This is a genomic window from Kocuria sp. MNB10 (assembly GCF_054073685.1).
In genome coordinates, this window is record NZ_CM133411.1 from 1,485,984 (window position 1) to 1,501,754 (window position 15,771).

Genomic DNA, 15,771 nt, shown 5'->3' on the forward strand with positions numbered 1-15,771 from the left:
GGAGTTCCCGTGACCCGTGGTCAGGGAATCGTGCCCGCCGCACTGCCCGCCCACGTCGCGGACAACAACGCCTATTCCTGCGGTGTGCTGGACGAAGATACCCTGCACGTGTCCGGGATGGTGGAGGTCGCTGCGATGGCGCGGATCGTCACGTAAGGACGACGACGCCGCTGCGGCGCTATCCTGCCGCGCGGTCTGTCGGGTGCCGCGCGAGGTGGGTGAACTGCCCGGACCCCTACTTCCCGCGCAGCGAGGGGAAGTCAGAGTCCGAGAACTCGGTGTGCTCCCCGGTGGTCCCGCCCTCCGGGCCGCCCGGGTGCAGCTGGGCTTCCCGGGTGCGCAGTTCCACCCGGCGGATCTTGCCGGAGATGGTCTTGGGCAGGTCGAAGAACTCGAGGCGCCGGATTCGCTTGTACGGCGCGAGGTTCACGCGGCAGTGATGCAGGATGCTCTCCGCGGTCTCGGCGGTGGGCTCGTGACCCGCGGCGAGCACCACGTACGCCTTGGGAACGGCCAGGCGGATGGGATCCGGCGAAGGCACCACTGCCACCTCCACGACCGCGGGGTGCTCGATCACCACGGATTCCAGCTCGAAGGGAGAGAGCCGGTAGTCGGAAGCTTTGAAGACGTCGTCCGCGCGGCCCACGTAGGTGAAGACCCCGTTCTCGTCCCGCGAGACCACGTCCCCGGTGTGGTAGACGCCGTCCCGGAACGCCTCATCGGTCTTCGCGGCGTCCCCGTGGTAGCCGGGTGTCAGGCTCACGGGACGCGGGTCCAGACGCAAGCACAGTTCGCCCTCGGTCTCGCTCACCTCACCGGTCGTGGTGTCGATCAGCACGGTCTCGTACCCGGGGAGCGCACGGCCCATGGCCCCGGGTTTCACGGGCATCCCGGGGGTGTTGGCGATCTGCAGTGAGGACTCGGTCTGACCGTACCCGTCACGGATCTCGGTGCCCCACGCGGCCTTGACCCGCGCGATGATCTCCGGATTCAGTGGTTCACCCGCGGACACCGTCTTGCGCGGCGGGTTCTTCAGATGGGTCAGGTCCGACTGGATGAGCATGCGCCACACGGTGGGCGGTGCGCAGAAGGACGTCACGCCCTCGCGGTCCATCTGGTCCATGAGTGCCACGGCGTCGAAGCGCGAGTAGTTGTAGAGGAACACGGTGGCACCCGCTATGAACGGTGCGTAGAAGTTGGACCACGCGTGCTTGCCCCACCCCGGCGACGCCACGTTCAGGTGCACGTCCCCGGGTTCCAGCCCGATCCAGTACATCGTGGACAAATGCCCCACGGGGTACGTGACGTTGGTGTGCTCCACGAGTTTCGGTAGGGACGTGGTCCCGGAGGTGAAGTACAACAGCAGCGGGTCATCCGCGGGCGAGGGCTCGGTCACCTCGAACTCCTCGGGACCCGCGAAGGAGTCCCGGTAGTCGATCACGGGGTGCTCCCCGATCTTCCGCGGGCTCGGTTCTTCACCCTCGCCCGACGACGCCGCAGTCCCGGCCTCCGGCGCTCCCGCCGCGTCGTCGCCGGCAGCAGCGGGCGACGACGCGGCGTCGTCGTGCCCAGCGGAGGACGCGAAGACCGACGGCGCGGAACGGGGACGGTGATCGGGCTGATCGGGAACCTCGATGATCGTGAAGTCCCCGGGGACGTCCTCGAACTTCAGGGCGTTCGTGTGGGACGTGACCACCCAGGCCGCCCGGCCGCGCTCCACGCGGTCCTGCAGATCGGCGGGCCCGAGCATCACGGTCGTGGGGATCATGGGTGCGCCCAGTTTGGTGCACGCAAGCATGGTTTCCCACAGCTCCACCTGGTTGCCGAGCATGAGGATGACCCGGTCACCGCGGCGCACGCCCCGGGAGCGCAACCACGTGGCCAGCTGCGACGAGCGCCGGGACAGCTGCGCGTACGTGCGGCGGGTCTCGGTGCCGTCCTCCTCCACGATCACGAGGGCCTCGCGGTCCGCTTCCTCGCCGTTGCCCAGGACATCGAACCAGTCCAGGGCGAAGTTGAAATACTCGAACCGGGGCCACTCGAACTCGCGGTGTGCGGCGTCCAGGTCGGTGCGTAGGCGCAGCAGCTGGTCCCGTGCGGCGCGCAACCGCTGCGTGACGGAGTGTTCTGAGGCGGTGGTCTCGCTCATGGGATCCTCGTTGCGACGTGTGCGGATCCCCGGCCCGTCCACGGGAGGGCGGCCCGGCGCGCCGGTGGTGCTCGCGCCTCGAACCGGGGGTGGCTGGTTCCTCAAATTTACTGCACCACACCGGGGCGTCGTCGCTGGTCGCGCGCTGACCGGGGCTTGCCGGCTCATGGGGCCCGTCGACCTGCGCGCACCGGAGCCGTACGATCGGGCGGAGAAAGCGACGAACGGCGTCATCAACAGCGTGCTGGACCGCCCACGAGGCGGGGAACGGAGCGGACATGGACATCAGGGACTCGACGGCGGTCGTCACGGGTGCGGCCTCCGGGCTGGGGGCGGCCACGGCCGCGGAACTCGTGGCGCGTGGGGCGCGCGTGATCGGCCTGGATCTGCCGCAGGTCGTGCACGCCGCCGCGCCGGTCGATGGCGTGCAGTACGTGTCCGCGGACGTCACCGACGAGGAGCAGGTGCGGGCCGCCGTGGTCACCGCCGCGGACGTGGCGCCGTTGCGCACCGTGGTCAACTGCGCGGGCATCGGGACCTCCGCGCGCGTGGTGGGCAAGAACGGCGTACACGACATCGCGTTGTTCGAGCGCGTGGTGCGGATCAACCTGGTGGGCACGTTCACGGTCCTCGCGCTCGCCGCGGAGGTCATGACCGCGCAGGACCCCGTGGACGAGGCCGGTCAACGCGGCGTCATCATCAACACCGCCTCCGTGGCTGCCTTCGAGGGACAGATCGGCCAGGCCGCGTACGCCGCGTCCAAGGGCGGTGTGCATTCGATGACGATCGCCGCGGCGCGTGACCTCTCCTCCCGCGGGGTGCGCGTGATGACGATCGCCCCCGGGATCGTGGACACCCCCATGCTCGGTCGGGTGAGCGAGGATTTCCGCAGCGCCCTGGCGGAGTCCGTCCCCTTCCCGCGCCGCCTTGCCCGCCCGGACGAGTACGCCCAGCTCGCGGGGATGATCGTGGAGCACGACTACCTCAACGGGGAGACCATCCGCATGGACGGCGCCCTTCGCATGGCGCCGCGCTGATCCTCGCTGGCGCGCGCCTGTCCCGTCCCGGGCACGCAGCCACGGGCGACGACACCGCACGGCCCCCGCACATGACGATGCCTCGTCACGGTCCACCCGTGACGAGGCATCGTCGTGATGTGGTCAGAGCTCCCTGGCTCCGGCCTGCGCGAAAGGCCCCCGGGAGTCGCCTCGCTGAGGTCGAGACGCCCCCGGGGCGTTCCGCGGATCAGTCGACCGTGAGCACGACCTTGCCCACGGCGTGGCCCTCCTGGCTGGCGGTGAATGCGTCCGGCAGCTGCGCGAGCGGGAAGGTGCGGTCCACTCGGACGGTGAGCTTGCCGTCGTCGGCCAGGCGACCGAGCTCGGTGAGCTGCTCTGCGTCCGGAGAGACCCACATGTAGCTCCCGCCGTGCTCCTCCACCTCGGGGTCCGCGATGGAGGCGTGCTGGCCGCCGTCCGCGAGCACGGCGACGGAGTCCTCCACCACGCCGCCCACGAAGTCCACGACGATGTCCACACCGTTCGGGGCAAGCTCCTTGACGCGCTCCACGAGACCGTCCCCGTACTCCACGGGCTCCGCGCCGAGCTCACGCACGTAGTCGTGGTTCTTGGTCGATGCGGTGCCGATCACCCGCGCGCCGAACGCCTTGGCGATCTGCACGCCCATGCTCCCCACACCACCGGAGGCCGCGTGGATCAGCACGGTCTTGCCCTCCGCGAGACCCAGTCGGGTGAGCACCTGGTACGCGGTGAGTCCCGCGAGCGGCAGTCCTCCGGCCTGTTCCCAGGAAAGACTCTTCGGCTTGGGGGCGAGTGCGCGCACGGGGACGGAGACGTACTGGGCAAACGTACCGCCGTGGATCCAGTCCTTGCGGGCGTAGGCGATCACTTCATCGCCCTCGGAGACGCTGGGGGTGTCGAAGCCCTTGCCCACGACGACGCCCGCGACGTCCCAGCCGGGGGCCGCCGGGAACTGGACGGTCATCATGGGATCCAGCCCGCCGGACATGACCTTCCAGTCCACCGGGTTGATGCCCGCGGCCTTCACCTTCACCAGGACCTCGCCGGGGCCCACCTTGGGCATGGGCTGGTCGGTGAGCTCCAGTACGGAGGTGTCGCCGTACTGCTGATATGTCTGCGCCTTCATTGTGGTCATGTCTGTCTCAACAGCCCCGGGCGGGGACCTTATTCCATGCCGCAGCAAGTTTTTCGTGCGCGCTGCCGGACGACGCCGTCCGGTGGCCTTGGTCTTCCAGTCTCCCCGGGGGTACCCGGGCGAGTGGGGGAGCAGCCTCAGGCGGAGATCAGCGCAATGCCCGTGAGCACGGCGGCGCAGCCGATGAGCCGCGGCACCAGGCGGTTCTCCTTGTAGATCCACCACGCGAGCAGCGAGCCCACCACGATGCTCGACTCCCGCAGGGGAGCCACGAGCGCCACCGGGGTGGACTGCATGGCGAAGAGCACCAGGATGTACGCGAGCGGGGACAGCAGGCCCACCGCGACGATCCGGTTCCGGTCCACGGCCCACGAGCGCACCATGTCCTGGCGCTGCCGCCACGCCTTGGGCGTCAGGGTGAGCACCAGGACCACCGAGGTCAGCGCGAAGTACAGCACGGGCGGCAGGTCCAGGGTGGCCATGGAGTGGTTGTCCCACAGGGTGTACCCGGCGATGCACGCGCCCACCGCGGCACCCCACAGCACGCCGGTCAGGGCGGACTCGCGGGTGGGTGTGGCAGCGGCGTCGCCCCCCGGTGAGTGCCCGTCCGCCCCTTCCGGGGTCGACGTTCCGTACGCGGAGGAGTCCAGCGGGGCGGCGTCGCGCGCGATGACCGCGCCGGGATCCGACGCGTCGGACGAACTCGGCGGGGCGGCGTCGTCGTCCCGGGTGGAAGTGGGCGTACCGAACGTGGCGACCACGGCCACGCCCACGAGCACGGCGATCGCCCCGGCGGCGGCCGTGAGGGAGAGCTGCTCACCCAGGAACAGGACCGCCACGATCATGGTGATCATGGGCCCGGTGCCGCGGGCCACCGCGTAGACCACGCCCAGAGGTGCGCGGTCGTAGCCGGTCTGCAGGGCGGTGCCGTAGACGGTGTGCAGCAGCCCGGAGACCACGGCGGCGCCCACGAGGGGCCACCCCCAGGACTGCCACGCCCCGGGTTCCAGCAGGCTCACGGGGATCAGCACCACCGAGGAGACGAGCCCGTACCACCACACGAACAGGGTCCCGTTGCCGCGGATGCCCTTGGCGAGGATGTTCCAGACCGCGTGCACCACGGCGGCCAGGAGGATCAGGGACACGCTGAGGGTGGACATCACCGTCCATTGGAGCGCACGCGGGGACGCGCGGCCGAATCGGAGCGCGGATTGTGTCGCCGCGCCACGCCCGCCGGGCGGCGGGCAGCGTCCGGGGCGGTTCAGTCCCGCCGGTACCTCAGCAGCTCCGCCATGGCCGCCACGGTCTCCCGGGCGATCCCCGTGCGGTTCTCCACGTGCAGCTTGAACATGACGCCCTCCCCCAGGGAGATCACCAGCTCCGCGGGAACGGTGGTGCACCCGCTGAGCCGCAGCAGCTCGCGTGCCTGCCCCTCGAGCCGCACGCGCTCCTCCGCGAGCACGGTGGCCAGCTGCGCGTTCTCCCGGGTGCGCGTCCGCGCGGAAGGCTGCGGCGGCACCCCGGTGAAGGCGGTGACGCTGCTGAGCCGCCGGGCGGACGACGCGGAGACCACCCGCACGCCCATGCGGGAGACCGCACTGAACGGCGAGTACACGGCCCACCTGCCGCAGGCCCGGCCTCGGGTGAGATCGAGTACGCGGTCGAGGCGACCCCCGAGGACGGCCGCGTGCAGCGCGGGTCGCGCCCGTCGAAGGCGTGGCTGCGGGCGGCGATAGACTGACCGACCGTGGCCAAGCTCTACTTCCGCTACGGCGCGATGAACTCCGGGAAATCCACGGCGCTGCTCCAGGCCGCCTACAACTACGAGGAGCGCGGGCAGCGCGTGCTGCTCGCCAAACCCCACGTGGACACCAAGGGCGAGGACCAAATCCTCTCCCGGCTGGGTGTCACCCGCACGGTGGACTTCCTGATCCAGCCCGGCGAGAGCGCCATGGGCCTATTCAAGCGCCACTCCACCGGCGATGACCCGGAGGCCCTGCTCGAGCACGTGGACGCCCAGCCCGTGGCGTGCCTGCTGGTGGACGAGGCGCAGTTCCTGGAGACCGGGCAGGTGGACGACCTGCTACGGATCGCCGTGCTGCTGGACGTGCCCGTGATGGCCTACGGCATCCGCACCGACTTCCGTACCCGTTCCTTCCCCGGCTCCGAGCGGCTCATGGAGCTCGCCCACACCTTGGAGGAGCTCAAGACCATCTGCCGCTGCGGACGCAAGGCCCTGTTCAACACGCGGAAGGTGGGCGACGACTTCGTGTTCGAGGGGGACCAGGTGGCCATCGACGGCGTGGCCGTCACCTACGAGTCCCTGTGCGCGGCGTGCTACCTGCGAGAATCCGGCGGCAGGCTGGGCTGAGGGGTTAGCCCCGACACGTAAACTGCCCGTATGAGCACCGACTTCTCTCCCGTGGACCTGGCCACCGCCCGTGAGCGCCTGCGCGAACTGATCAAGGACCTCGCCGTGGTGCGGGGCAAGGTCACGCTGGCCAGCGGCATCGAAGCGGACTACTACGTGGACCTGCGCCGCGTGACCCTGCACCACGAGGCCTCCCGGTACGTGGGTCAGGTCATGCTCGGTCTGCTGGACGAGGCCGGGATCGCGTTCGACGCCGCCGGTGGGCTCACCATGGGCGCGGACCCGGTGGGCCACGCGATCATGCGCACGGCCGGGGACCAGGGCCGCGCCGTCGACACCTTTGTGGTGCGCAAGGCTCAGAAGTCCTACGGCATGGGGCGTCAGGTGGAGGGCCCCAGCGTGGTGGGCCGCAACGTGGTGGTCGTCGAGGACACCTCCACCACGGGTGGTTCCGCCCTGACCGCGGTGGAGGCGCTGCAGAAGGCGGGCGCGAACGTCGTGGCCGTTGCCGTGATCGTGGACCGCCGCACCGGCGCCAAGGAGCGCATCGAGGAGACCGCGGGCGTCCCGTGCCTGTACGCCTACTCCAAGGACGAGCTCGGGCTTGACTGAGCCGGACGCGTCCGGGTCTCGGCAGGGCGACGACGCTGCGTCCCGCGTCGTCGGCGTGGGCCCCTGGCAGGGTGAGTGGCCCGCCGGCGAGCGCTGGGACCCCGAGCTGCTGCGCGAGGGCGACCGCCGCAACGTCGCGGACCAGTACCGCTACTGGCGCATGGACGCGATCATCGCGGACCTGGACTCCAGGCGCCACGCCTTCCACGTGGCGGTGGAGAACTGGGAGCACGACTTCAACATCGGCTCCGTGGTGCGCACCGCCAACGCGTTCCTGGCTCGTGAGGTGCACATCATCGGACGACGCCGCTGGAACCGCCGCGGAGCCATGGTCACGGACCGCTACCAGCACGTGCGCCACCACGCGAGTGTCGCGGAGTTCACGGCCTGGGCACGCGGCGAGGGACTCGCGGTGCTCGCGATCGACAACGTCCCCGGTTCCCAGCTGCTCGAGACGTTCGAGCTGCCCGAACGCTGCGTCCTGGTGTTCGGTCAGGAGGGCCCGGGGGTCTCCGAGGAGCTCGTCGCGGAGGCGGACGCGGTGCTGGCCATCGAGCAGTTCGGCTCCACCCGCTCCATCAACGCCGGAGCGGCCGCCGCCGTGACCATGCATGCATGGATCCGCCGCCACGTGTTCGAGCAGCGTCCTGCGCCCTCGTCCGACGTCACGAAGGGCGCGGGAGCGTGAAAAAGGCCGGCCGACCATAGCCAGGAGGCAGAAGTTACCGTATGGTCATGTGAGTTGAATCACATGATGAAAGGTTCGCATGCTCATGGCTGCCTCGACCACTCGGCCATCGTCCTTGCGGCGTTCTGCGGGTGCCCTCGCCCTGGGCGTTGGGCTGCTGCTTGCTGGACTGCAGCCCGCGAATGCGCAGAGCGCAGCAGGCTCCGCACCGGATGGCGGTTTCTCCGAGCTGCCGCGCAGCGAGCAGGACCAGAAGCTCCAGGAGCAGGGTCTGACCCGCGATGATCTTGCTCGCGAGGATGCGCTGAAGAAGCTCCGCAGCTCCACGGACACGGACTTCTACAGCACCCCGGCGCAGCTGCCTGCCGCCAACGGGGGCGTGGTGCGTTCGGAGCCGTCCACGTTCTACCTGGACCCCGTCAAGCTCATCAAGCCCAATGCGTCCGCCACGCGCATCATGTACAGGACCACCAACAGCAAGAACCAGGCCGTGGCCACCACGGGCACCGTGCTGCAGTCCAAGGCTGCGTGGCGCAAGCCCGGCCCACGGCCGCTCGTGGTGCTGTCCTCGGGTACCCAGGGTATGGGCGACTCGTGCGCACCGTCCCGTCAAATGGCCATGGGCACGAACTCCGAAGGTCTCAGCCTGGCCGGCCTGATCAATGCCGGCTACAACGTGGTGGCCCCGGACTACATCGGTCTGGGCACTGACGGCGCCCACACCTACATGAACCGTGTGGACCAGGCTCACGCCGTGCTCGATGCCGTGCGCGGTGCGCAGCAGCTCGGCATGGAGGGAGTGGACGCTAAGACCCCCGTGGCCGCCGTGGGATACTCGCAGGGCGGCGGTGCCACGGCTGCAGCCGCGGAGAGCGCCCCTGAGTACGCCCCGGAGGTGCAGCTCAAGAGTGCCTGGGTGGGTGCGCCGCCCGCGGACCTCACACTCACGGGTCAGCACATCGACTCCTCTCTCTTCTCTGGCCTGTCCTTCTACGTGATGGGGGCGGCCGAGGACTCCGGGGTGGCGGTTCGGGACAGACTCAATGCGGAAGGGCAGAGACGCTATGACAAGGCCCAGGACAGCTGCCTGGTGGGCACCGTCCTCTCCGACGCCCTGGTGCCCTCCGAGAAGCTCACGGCTGACGGGCGCTCCTTCTCCCAGCTGCTCGGGGACCCCGCTCTGAAGGCGTACCTGGACGAGCAGACCATCGGTGCCGCGGGCCGCCACCCTCGTGTCCCGGTGCGCATCGCCCACACCGTGGCGGACGACGTCGTGCCCTACCAGTCGGGCCGACGGCTCGCCCAGAAATGGTGCGCCTCCGGGGTGAACGTCTCCATGCAGACGCTCGCTACGCCCACCCATGTGGGGGCCTCCCTGGAAGGCATTCCCTCGATGCTCGTCTACCTGGACGCACGGTTCAATGGCATCCCGCAGACCAGCTCATGCTGGCGGTTGTGAGCGCCACGGGGCAACGACCCCCGGGCGCTGCGCACCCACCGAGGAGGTCACCCGTGGGTCCGCATGTGGTCGCGGCGGCGTGACCACGGCGCGGCTCTGAGACGATCGGCCCGCCACGGTTCATCCCGTGGCGGGCCACAATTTTGCGGTGCCGTCCCGGGTCACGAGCAGACCCGTCGCCTAGACTGGAAACAGGCCTCAGGCCACGGTCCAGCCGTGCATCGGGAACCCAGTAGAAGGAGTGTTTCATGCCCATCGCAACCCCTGACGTTTACTCCGAGATGATCGACCGGGCCAAGGAGAAGGGCTTCGCCTACCCGGCCATCAACGTGACCTCCTCCCAGACCCTCAACGCCGCGATCCGCGGTTTCGCCGAGGCGGGTTCGGACGGCATCATCCAGGCGTCCACCGGTGGTGCGGCGTACTGGTCCGGCTCCTCCGTGAAGGACATGGTCACGGGTTCGCTGGCCATGGCGGCGTTCGCCCGCGAGGTCGCCAAGAACTACGACGTCAACATCGCGCTGCACACCGACCACTGCCCCCAGGACAAGCTCGAGGGCTTCGTGCTGCCGCTGCTGGCCGAGTCGGAGAAGGCCGTGGCCCGCGGTGAGGACCCCATCTTCCAGTCGCACATGTGGGACGGTTCCTCGATCGATCTGGACGAGAACCTCAAGATCGCCCAGGAACTGCTGGAGCGCACCCACAAGGCCAAGATCATCCTCGAGGTGGAGATCGGGGCCGTGGGCGGCGAGGAGGACGGCGTCGTCGGCGAGATCAACGACACGCTCTACACGACCGTCGAGGACGGTATGAAGACCATCGAGGCCCTGGGCGCCGGAGAGAAGGGCCGTTACATCACGGCGCTGACCTTCGGCAACGTGCACGGCGTGTACAAGCCCGGCAACGTGCGCCTGCGCCCCGAACTGCTCAAGCAGATCCAGGACGAGGTGGGTGCCAAGATCGGCAAGGACCGCCCGTTCGACCTCGTGTTCCACGGCGGCTCCGGTTCCACCGCGCAGGAGATCGCGGACGCGGTGTCCTACGGCGTGATCAAGATGAACGTGGACACCGACACCCAGTACGCGTTCACGCGCCCCGTGGCCGGGTTCATGTTCAGCAACTACGACGGCGTCCTCAAGGTCGACGGCGAGGTCGGCAACAAGAAGAAGTACGACCCCCGCGTGTGGGGCGCCGAGGCCGAGACCGGCATGGCCGCCCGCGTGGTGGAGGCGTGCCAGAACCTCGGTTCCGCGGGTACCTCCATCAAGTAGGTTCCCCGTGCTCCTCCGGTGCCCCGTACCCCGTGGTGCGGGGCACCGTCGTGTCTCGGGCCGCAACACTACAGGGTCGCTCACCGGGGTGATGCGAATCACTTGTTACGCTCCCCAAGTATGGGAACGAGCCACTCGCCGGAAGAAAGCCCAGACCGCGACCGCCACCACCTGACGATCAATTCCGAGCCCTCCCGGGCCTACCTCGAACAGCTCGAGCAGGATACGGAACGTCGTAAGAACGAGCTGAAACATCACTTGGCCAGCCACGACGGCGCAGCGGATGAGCTGCATGAGCGTCTCGAATCCTCGATCGAGGGCCAGACCACGGCCCTCGGTCACGTACTGCACGAACTGCATGAGAACCCCGAAACGGCATTCCAGGAACATCGTGCGGTCAAGCTGATCGTCGATCATCTGGCGGACCATGACATTCCCGCGGAGAACCCCGCTTTCGGTCTGGACACCGCCATTCGCGCTGAGGTGACCTCCGAGGACTTCGACCCGGCGTGTCACCGCACCATCGCGATCATGTCGGAGTACGACGCCCTGCCCGGTATCGGCCACGGCTGCGGACACAATGTGATCGCCGTGACCGGCCTGGGTGCGTTCGTGGCACTCGTCGAGCTCATCCGGGGCACACCCTCCGCGTTTTCCGGCCGCGTAGTTTACCTGGGAACGCCCGCAGAGGAGGGTGAAGGTGGCAAAGAGATCATGGCCAGAGCAGGTGCACTGGAGGGTATCGACGCCGCGGTCATGGTGCACTCCTACATCGCGGATCTCGTGGACCAGGTGTGGCTCGGTCGCCGTCAGTGCACGGTGCACTATCGCGGTGCGGCAGCTCACGCGTCGTCGCACCCGTTCATGGGACGCAACGCTCTCGACGCCGCGGTGCTCGCCTACCAGGGGCTGGGCCTGCTGAGACAGCAGACCCCGCCCACCGATCGGATCCATGCCGTACTACCCGAGGGCGGAGAACGCCCCAACATCATCACCGAGGCAGCCACCCTGCAGCTGTACGTCCGTTCCCAGCGCCCTGCGACCCTAAAGGCCTTGTCCCAACGGGTGACCGAGGTTCTCCAGGGTGCCGCGCTGATGGCCGGGGTGGATGTCGAGATCGATTGGGATTCGTCCCCCGCCACCCTTCCCGTGCTGGGCAATTCGCCCCTCTCCGATCGGTGGGTCCTCGCTCAGCGACGCCGCGGGCGCGATCCTTACCCGGCGGGCACGGTGTCCGAGGTGCTGGCCGCGTCCACGGACTTCGGCAACGTCAGCTATCGGATTCCCGGTATTCACCCGTTGATCAGCATCACGGACCAGGACATGGGCCTGCACACCCGGGATTTCGCGGCTGCTGCAGCTACCCCGCAGGCAGAAGCTGCGGGTGTCGACGGCGCCTACGGACTGGCAGCGGTGGCTCTCGACTATCTGGTCGATGATGCACTGGCTCAACACGTCCTTGATGACTTCCACGCCGGCGGGGGCGGCATTGCCGTGGAGAGCTATTTCGACTGAACCGGAGCCGGCGGGCCACGCATCGACATTTTTCGACCACTGACCTCGATGGAGTACACATGACCGCCACCGCGACCAAGAGATCGAATGTGGGAGACAGACTCCTCACCGGTATCGAGCGGGTGGGCAACAAGCTGCCCGAGCCCTTCGCCCTGTTCACCATCCTGTTCCTCATCACGGCGGTCGTGTCCACCGCCATGGCCTGGGGCAACGTGGTCGTACACGTACCGGGGAAGGATGAACCCCTGGCGATCAAGGGTCTGTTCACCGGGGAAGGTCTCGCGTGGTTCACCACGACCCTGGGTGAGAACTACATCGGGTTCCCGCCGTTGGTCACCGTGGCCACCATTCTGCTGGCGATCGGGATCGCGGAGAAGTCCGGGTTCTTGGCCGCAGCCATCCGATTCACGATCGGTGGAGCCCCGCGCTGGTTGCTGCCGTACACCGTGGGTTTCGTGGGCGTGGTGGGGTCGATCATGGCCGATTCCGCGTTCGTGGTGATTCCGCCCCTGGCCGCCCTCGCGTTCAAAGCAGCCGGCCGTCACCCGGTGGCAGGTCTGCTCGGCGGCTTCGCGTCGGCCGGTGCTGGTTACTCCACCAATATCTTCCCGACGTCGCTCGATGCCCTGTTCGCGGGCATTACCAACGCCGTGATCCCTACCGTGCCCGCGCTCGCGAATCACGCCACCGAGGCCAACCCGCTGTCCAACTACTACTTCAACATCGTCGCGGCGGTCGTACTCTCCTGCGTGGCGGGGTTCGTCATCGACAAGGTGGTGGAACCGCGAGTCATGCGAGCAGGGGTGTCCAAGGACGAGGTCAACCCGGAGACGGGTCAGCTCATGACCGACACCCGCGCCATGCGCGTCGTGGGGGACGAGCAAACCGTTGCGGAATCCCGGGAACCCCAGGTCGAGGCCGAATTGTCCCCCAGGGAGAAAAAGGCACTTCTGTGGGCATGTGTGACGTTCGTGCTGATCGGTGTCGCACTGACCGTCTTCACACTCTTGCCGAGTTCACCATGGCGCAACGAAGACGGGAACTTCCTCCCCAAATCACCGCTGCTGGCGTCCATCGTCTTCATCATCTTCGTGTTCTTCTCCGTGAGCGGTTACGTCTACGGCCGGATTGCGGGAACCGTTCGGGGATTCAAGGACGTCCCGGTGATGATGGGAGCAGCCCTCAAGGACATGACGTCCTTCCTGGTCCTGGCGTTCATCCTGGGGCAGTTCATCGCGCTGTTCAACTGGTCCGGGATCGGTTCCTGGATCGCGGTCACCGGCGCATCGGGTCTGGAAAACGCAGGTGTCACCGGCTTCCCCGTGATCATCGGGTTCATCATTCTGTGTTCGATCCTGAACCTGTTCATCATTTCGGGATCCTCCATGTGGACTCTGATGGCCGCAGTCTTCGTGCCGATGTTCGGCATTCTGGGATTCGAGCCCGCCTTCATCCAGGCCGCGTTCCGCGTGGGTGACTCGGCGACGCAGGTGATGACCCCTCTCAACCCCTACATGGTCGTGCTGCTCGCCATGCTCCGTAAGTACGAACCCTCTGCCGGGCTGGGGACGGTGATGGCCAGGATGATTCCGTTCGTAGTCCCCTTCTGGGTGGTGTGGGTTCTCATTCTCATGGTCTTCTACTTCCTCGGACTGCCGTTGGGCCCGGGAGTGGGCATCATGATTACGCACTGAGCCGCGTCGACGGCGCTCGGTGACGTCGTGCGCGAACGGCGTGGAGCGGCGTCGTGCACGCTGCGTAGAGTGGCTACGAACCCTTGAACTCGGCGTGGAAAGGAACCCACCGTGGCACTGCTCGGCAAGAATCTGCTGGACGAACCGGCTCCCACCTATCTGGACGAGAACCCCGAGCTGACGGCCCGCCTCGACGCGGGTGACGTGGCCGAGGACCTCGCGGCGGCCTTCCCCAAGGAGCAGTTGCCGTGGGCGATGCTCGCGGAGGAGGCGCTCGCGGACGGCCGCACTCTGGAGGGGTACGCCTACGCCCGGGTGGGCTACCACCGCGGGTTGGACTCGCTGCGCGGCCATGGATGGAAGGGGCACGGCGCGGTGCCGTACTCCCACGAACCCAACCGCGGGTTCCTGCGGGCGCTGGCAGCGTTGGGCCAGGCCGCCGCGCAGATCGGCGAGATGGATGAGGCCGCCCGGATCGAGAAGTTCCTCCACGATTCGGACCCGGAGGCGGCGGAGCAGATCGCTCGCCGCTGACCCCGTCCGGCTGCGACGATGAACCGGTCGCCCGGTCCTGAACGGACCGGGCGACCTGGTCATATTCGCCCCGGCCCCCTGTGCGGGTGCGGGTGACGCGGGGCACAATGGAAGGACAGCCGGGGCCCATCGTCAGACCCGAGCACACCTCCTCGGGTACGCGTGCCCCATGAGAGGAGCGCGCCGTCATGAGAATCTCCGTACCCCGTGAGATCAAACCGGAAGAGGCCCGCGTGGGCCTCACCCCCACCATGGTCACCGCACTGGTTGCCGAAGGCCACGAGGTGTTCGTCGCGGAGCACGCGGGGGAGGGCGCGGGTTTCTCGGACGAGTCCTACCGCGCGGCGGGAGCGCGGATCACGTCCCAGGAGGACGCATGGGCGCAGGCCGAGCTGCTGGTGAAGGTCAAGGAGCCGATCGCCTCCGAGTACGACTTCCTGCGCCCGGACCTCACGCTGTTCACGTACCTCCACCTGGCCGCGAGCCGTTCGCTGACGGAAGCACTGCTGGACAGGGGCACCACGGGGATCGCCTATGAGACCGTTCGGGTGGGACGCACGCTGCCCCTGTTGCGCCCGATGTCCGAGATCGCGGGCCGTCTGGCGATCGCCAACGCCGCACACCACCTCCAGCACCACGCGGGCGGCCCCGGGATCCTCCTGGGTCGGGTGCCCGGCGTTGTTCCGGCCACCGTGCTGGTGATCGGCGGTGGCACCGTGGGTGAACACGCGGCCCGCGCAGCGGTGGGGGCCGGCGCGGACGTCACGATCCTCGAGGCCAACGGCGATCGCTTGCGACAACTGGACGCGCTGTTCCCCCACGCCCGGGTCCTGATGAGCGACACCCACCGCCTGGATGAGGAACTGCCGCGCGCGGACGTGGTCGTGGGTTCCGTCCTGGTCCCGGGCGCCTCCGCCCCCAAGCTCGTGCGCCGGGAGCACCTGTCGATCGTGAAGCCCCATGCGCTGCTCGTGGACGTGGCCGTGGACCAGGGCGGGTGCTTCGAGACCACCCGGCCCACCACGTACGACGACCCGGTCTATGCCGTGGACGGTATTCGTCATTACTGCGTGGCGAACCTGCCCGGTGCCGTGCCCGTCACGGCCACCCAGTCGCTCACGCACGCGACGTCCCCGTACGTCATGGCGTTGGCGCGCGGTGTGGACTCCGCCCTGGAGAACGACGCCGCTCTGGCCGCCGGGCTCTCGACCCGTGCCGGGCAACTGCACTCACCGGGCGTGGCGGCGGCCTTCCCCGATCTGCCCGCGGCGAGCTGAGGACGCCGACGGCGCGCCCTGGAGCC

Annotated in this window: 15 protein-coding genes; 11 read left to right on the forward strand and 4 right to left on the reverse strand. The window is 68.3% G+C overall.

The features are described 5' to 3' along the window. Positions 1–9: 9 nt before the first annotated feature. Complete coding sequence (locus ACW9PK_RS06665) at positions 10–156, forward strand: hypothetical protein (RefSeq protein WP_183085809.1); 147 nt, start codon at positions 10–12, stop codon at positions 154–156. A gap of 79 nt (positions 157–235) precedes the next feature. On the opposite strand, the gene ACW9PK_RS06670 is transcribed toward ACW9PK_RS06665, so the two are convergent. Then, positions 236–2,149 carry an AMP-binding protein gene (locus tag ACW9PK_RS06670; RefSeq protein WP_368835990.1) on the reverse strand — a complete coding sequence of 638 codons (1,914 nt, stop codon included), beginning with the start codon at positions 2,147–2,149 and terminating at the stop codon, positions 236–238. Between the two features lie 278 nt (positions 2,150–2,427). Here ACW9PK_RS06670 and ACW9PK_RS06675 point away from each other — a divergent pair, with 278 nt between their 5' ends. Continuing rightward, positions 2,428–3,186: an SDR family NAD(P)-dependent oxidoreductase gene (locus ACW9PK_RS06675; protein WP_085106800.1), complete on the forward strand. Its 759-nt coding sequence runs from the start codon at positions 2,428–2,430 to the stop codon at positions 3,184–3,186. Between the two features lie 208 nt (positions 3,187–3,394). On the opposite strand, the gene ACW9PK_RS06680 is transcribed toward ACW9PK_RS06675, so the two are convergent. From ACW9PK_RS06680 to ACW9PK_RS06690, 3 genes are all read right to left on the reverse strand, one after another. Continuing rightward, positions 3,395–4,315 (reverse strand): NADP-dependent oxidoreductase, encoded by a 921-nt coding sequence (locus ACW9PK_RS06680; protein WP_457017175.1) that lies wholly within the window; start codon positions 4,313–4,315, stop codon positions 3,395–3,397. 146 nt (positions 4,316–4,461) lie between these two features. Continuing rightward, on the reverse strand, positions 4,462–5,484 hold the full coding sequence (locus tag ACW9PK_RS06685) for a DMT family transporter (RefSeq protein ID WP_085106802.1): 1,023 nt from the start codon (positions 5,482–5,484) through the stop codon (positions 4,462–4,464). Between the two features lie 101 nt (positions 5,485–5,585). After that, entirely contained in the window at positions 5,586–5,939 is a 354-nt protein-coding gene (locus tag ACW9PK_RS06690) for a hypothetical protein (RefSeq protein ID WP_239317171.1), read from the reverse strand. A 132-nt stretch (positions 5,940–6,071) separates the two neighbouring features. Between ACW9PK_RS06690 and ACW9PK_RS06695 the strand changes: the two genes are divergently transcribed. From ACW9PK_RS06695 to ald, 9 genes are all read left to right on the forward strand, one after another. Further along, the gene (locus tag ACW9PK_RS06695; RefSeq protein WP_035960877.1) at positions 6,072–6,695 is read left to right on the forward strand and encodes a thymidine kinase; all 624 of its coding nucleotides are present in this window, start codon (positions 6,072–6,074) and stop codon (positions 6,693–6,695) included. Positions 6,696–6,725: 30 nt separating this feature from the next. Next, positions 6,726–7,307: an orotate phosphoribosyltransferase gene (pyrE, locus tag ACW9PK_RS06700; protein ID WP_457015373.1), complete on the forward strand. Its 582-nt coding sequence runs from the start codon at positions 6,726–6,728 to the stop codon at positions 7,305–7,307. Next, positions 7,300–7,995: a TrmH family RNA methyltransferase gene (locus tag ACW9PK_RS06705; protein WP_457015374.1), complete on the forward strand. Its 696-nt coding sequence runs from the start codon at positions 7,300–7,302 to the stop codon at positions 7,993–7,995. Before pyrE ends, ACW9PK_RS06705 begins: the two co-directional genes overlap by 8 nt. Positions 7,996–8,080: 85 nt before the next feature. Then, a complete protein-coding gene (locus tag ACW9PK_RS06710; protein ID WP_240505638.1) occupies positions 8,081–9,454 on the forward strand; it encodes a lipase family protein in 1,374 nt (457 codons plus the stop codon). Between the two features lie 248 nt (positions 9,455–9,702). After that, positions 9,703–10,725 carry a class II fructose-bisphosphate aldolase gene (fbaA, locus tag ACW9PK_RS06715; RefSeq protein ID WP_085106806.1) on the forward strand — a complete coding sequence of 341 codons (1,023 nt, stop codon included), beginning with the start codon at positions 9,703–9,705 and terminating at the stop codon, positions 10,723–10,725. 120 nt (positions 10,726–10,845) lie between these two features. Next, entirely contained in the window at positions 10,846–12,240 is a 1,395-nt protein-coding gene (locus ACW9PK_RS06720; RefSeq protein ID WP_085106807.1) for an amidohydrolase, read from the forward strand. 59 nt (positions 12,241–12,299) lie between these two features. Next, entirely contained in the window at positions 12,300–13,934 is a 1,635-nt protein-coding gene (locus ACW9PK_RS06725) for an AbgT family transporter (RefSeq protein ID WP_085106808.1), read from the forward strand. A 111-nt stretch (positions 13,935–14,045) separates the two neighbouring features. Then, a complete protein-coding gene (locus ACW9PK_RS06730; protein ID WP_064846478.1) occupies positions 14,046–14,468 on the forward strand; it encodes a DUF3151 domain-containing protein in 423 nt (140 codons plus the stop codon). Positions 14,469–14,656: 188 nt separating this feature from the next. Then, positions 14,657–15,745, forward strand: a complete 1,089-nt coding sequence (gene ald / locus ACW9PK_RS06735; RefSeq protein ID WP_085106809.1) for an alanine dehydrogenase — start codon at positions 14,657–14,659, stop codon at positions 15,743–15,745. Positions 15,746–15,771: the final 26 nt, after the last annotated feature.